Source organism: Nostoc sp. PCC 9305, from assembly GCF_963920915.1.
Classification (GTDB): domain Bacteria; phylum Cyanobacteriota; class Cyanobacteriia; order Cyanobacteriales; family Nostocaceae; genus Nostoc.
In genome coordinates, this window is sequence record NZ_CAWUDN010000221.1 from 1 (window position 1) to 3,206 (window position 3,206).

A 3,206-nucleotide genomic window follows, 5' to 3' on the forward strand; every position below is an offset into this window, starting at 1 on the left:
GTTATCTGTAGATACCGTTGTTAAAGCGATCGTCTCCTTCATTGAAGGCAGGCTCTAAGTCTGTCACGGTGAATTTATCGAGGTTGGCTTGCAGGGTTTGTTTTTGGCGATCGCTCAATCCTGGAAGATCCAATACATCCTCTACCTTTTGGTAGGGAGCATTGGTGATGATTTTCTTAGCCAGGGTGGGATAAAGCCCTGGAAACTGTTGAAAAGCTCGGACGTTGGTATTATTCAAATCAATTTTTTTACCAAATTCCGTTCCTAGTTTAGCGTCTGCCCGATTCTGCCGCTCAATTGCCAGAACTGGGACTTGGGGAAAAGCAAAACTGTTGAAACTAGCAGCTTGGGCTATCTGAGTTGTTCCCAACCATCCCCAGCAACTAAGTAACAAGCTAAACACTGTTAATAAACGCGCCAATCCTTTCACGATTTTTCTACCTCTTTCCATCAAACAGAAATAAAAGTTTTAAGCTAACAACAGTTATTAGTCATTAGTCATTAGTCACTTGTACTGAGCGGAGCCGAAGTATTAGTCATACCCTGCCAGAAGCCGCTAATGTCTCTACGTGAGAGCGCCAAGGACGAAGGACAAAGGACAAAAGCTGATAGCTTAGTCAACACAGCAGTCATCAGAAACTAATATACAGCGTATTAATATCCACAATATTTACCGTTACTGGGTTTGACTATACTTTTGGCAAAAATTTTTATCGTGGAAAGAGTACGTGCATAGCTGCGATAGCGTTGCATCGACGATCCCAGCAGCATTCCCAGCTAGACGAAATCTTTTCGGGGTGGCTGATTCTACCTCTCAAGCAGACACCAAACTGTATGATTTCTAAGACCGAAAATCTGACCAAAAAAGACTTGATGCTGATGGATTTTTATGTAATATTTCTTAACTAATTAATCTTTTACAGCATCATTTTTGATGTGTCGTAGATTGGGCTGGGAAAAGTTTCAGTAAGAGAAGCCTACACGCTCATGGCAACATATAGCGTGTTCTATCTTCTTCATGCTGCGATCGCAGCTAACAAAAATAGGCTGTCTACCAAAATTGTACTCAAAACTGCGCCACCAAAGGCATACCAGTGTCTTTGATTTCTACCTAAAGCTGAAATTCCTACTGTTAATAACACTACGGCAAGAAGTATCGCCCAAGTTTGCCCCCAAGGTGCTTGTACTTGTATGAGAGCATTTTGTAAGATTTGCGGTACTACATCTGCATCTACTCTCATGATTTGCCGCCAATAGGGCATCAAATCTACTATATAAAAATATACATCTGTTAAAACTGTACCGAGTAAAGAACCTAAATAAAACCAGTTACCTACCTTGCCCCAATTCTTCGCCAGACACCAACAGGCAAACGGTAAACCGATAAACTCCACAGGCAGATGCCATAAAGGTTCCCAACGTAACCAGCCCCAGTAAATCGCTCCTGCTAACCAACTCCAGCTAAACCCCAAGAGCAAATCGCCCCAGACGTAAGTTGCAGGACGTGACATTAAGGCAAAACTGAGCCACACCCAAAATCCTGTCAGCGCTAAACTCAGACTTGGTAGCGATCGCACTATTGGCGCTTCTATAAAGACTGGCACTGTTACCAAAAACACCGCTGCTGCAAACACTAACCAAGTTTGTCGGGCAGAAGTAGATAAGGGTAGAGAGGGAGAAAAGGAAAGTGTAGATTCCAATTGTCTGATACCATTCTGCCCAGTATCAGCTAAATCCAACTCGGTATCAATAGAAGGGGTAGAAGCGCTGTAGGAAGACAGTGTATTATTAATCAAAGTTTTTAATATTTGTTACTAAACTTTATCTTATTTAAGATATCACATTTTCAAATCCCCCCCAGGGGCATTGTAATTATACTGAAATTTCCACTAGCGCTGGTGCAAACCAGACAAAACATTCTGCGCCTGACGAATCCATTCAAGTTTCACTATGTACACAACTGTTTTGTAGTTACTTATAACTGGGGGACTACAGAGAGGTGAAAAGTCAGCTGCTATGAGTCTGCTAAATATTAAAATTTGATGAATTTTTCAAATTGCGTTGACTTATTGAGGTGGGTGTAAGAACATAGTCAGCGTCTTCGATGATGTTTTCGATCGGTAAAATTGAGTTTTCTACAAGATTGGGTGCAATAGACAGTATATAAAGCAACATCATCAGCTAAAAAATGTTCATCACGATCTCTAGAACAGGAAAAAGGTATTAATTGTATATGGAGTTTATTCAAGCTTTTATTTTAGGTATTGTTCAAGGTATTACAGAGTTTTTGCCAATCAGTAGTACCGCACATCTTCTAATTGTGACAAAGCTATTTGGTTGGAAAGAACTAGGTTCTAAAGATTTTGTTGATGCAATTCAATTTGGCAGTGTTATAGCAATTGTGGGGTATTTTTGGTCACTGATTTATAGTATTGTCAAAGGTGGAATCGAAGCACTAAAAGCCAAAGACTGGGAACGCGAAGAATGGAAGATTCTTGTTGGTATTGCAGTTGGAACACTGCCCGCTTTAATTTTCGGCTTCCTTTTAAAAGATGTTTTACCTGAGAGTGCATTAATTATTGGCATCATGTCAATTATCATGGCACTTATACTAGCTTTAGCAGAAAAAATTGGCACTCGTAAGCGCGGTTTTGAGTCATTGCAGATTCGGGATGGTATTTTGGTGGGATTGGGACAAACACTTGCTTTGATTCCGGGTGTTTCTCGTTCCGGCTCGACGCTAACGACTGCCTTATTTTTAGGATTAGAACGCGATACAGCAGCAAAATTCTCATTTTTGTTAGGGTTTCCAACTCTTACCATTGCGACCCTGTATAAAAGCCTGAAAATCTTCAAGTTGTTTCAAGAACACCAGTTGCCAGATAACATTGTTGGACTGTTAATTGTAGGAATTATTTCAACCTTTATTTTTTCCTACTTTTCAATTGCATTTTTGATCAAATACCTAGCAACCAAAAACACCTTGATTTTCGTATGGTATAGATTAGCATTCGGTAGTGCGATCTTACTAGCGATCGCAGCAGGTTGGAAAGGATAATATTCATTTGTCCTTTGTCCAAAGCAAATGACTATAGCGACTGCTCGTTTGTATGTAATACAATCTCACCTCACTCCAAACCTCTCTCCTTGTAGGCTACGGTGTATACACAAGTCTTTGAGAGTTGCCTCACAGCGTTTAGATCCCC

General features: G+C 40.5%; 3 protein-coding genes. 1 reads left to right on the plus strand and 2 read right to left on the minus strand.

Annotation, left to right across the window (positions count from 1 at the left end):
- Position 1: 1 nt before the first annotated feature.
- Together psbU and ACM0OX_RS35365 are read right to left on the minus strand one after the other, a co-directional pair.
- Positions 2-430: a photosystem II complex extrinsic protein PsbU gene (gene psbU / locus ACM0OX_RS35360; protein WP_194040639.1), complete on the minus strand. Its 429-nt coding sequence runs from the start codon at positions 428-430 to the stop codon at positions 2-4.
- Positions 431-1,016: 586 nt separating this feature from the next.
- On the minus strand, positions 1,017-1,796 hold the full coding sequence (locus ACM0OX_RS35365; protein WP_414519841.1) for a DUF3120 domain-containing protein: 780 nt from the start codon (positions 1,794-1,796) through the stop codon (positions 1,017-1,019).
- 437 nt (positions 1,797-2,233) lie between these two features.
- Between ACM0OX_RS35365 and ACM0OX_RS35370 the strand changes: the two genes are divergently transcribed.
- Entirely contained in the window at positions 2,234-3,058 is an 825-nt protein-coding gene (locus tag ACM0OX_RS35370; RefSeq protein ID WP_414519843.1) for an undecaprenyl-diphosphate phosphatase, read from the plus strand.
- Positions 3,059-3,206 lie beyond the last annotated feature (148 nt).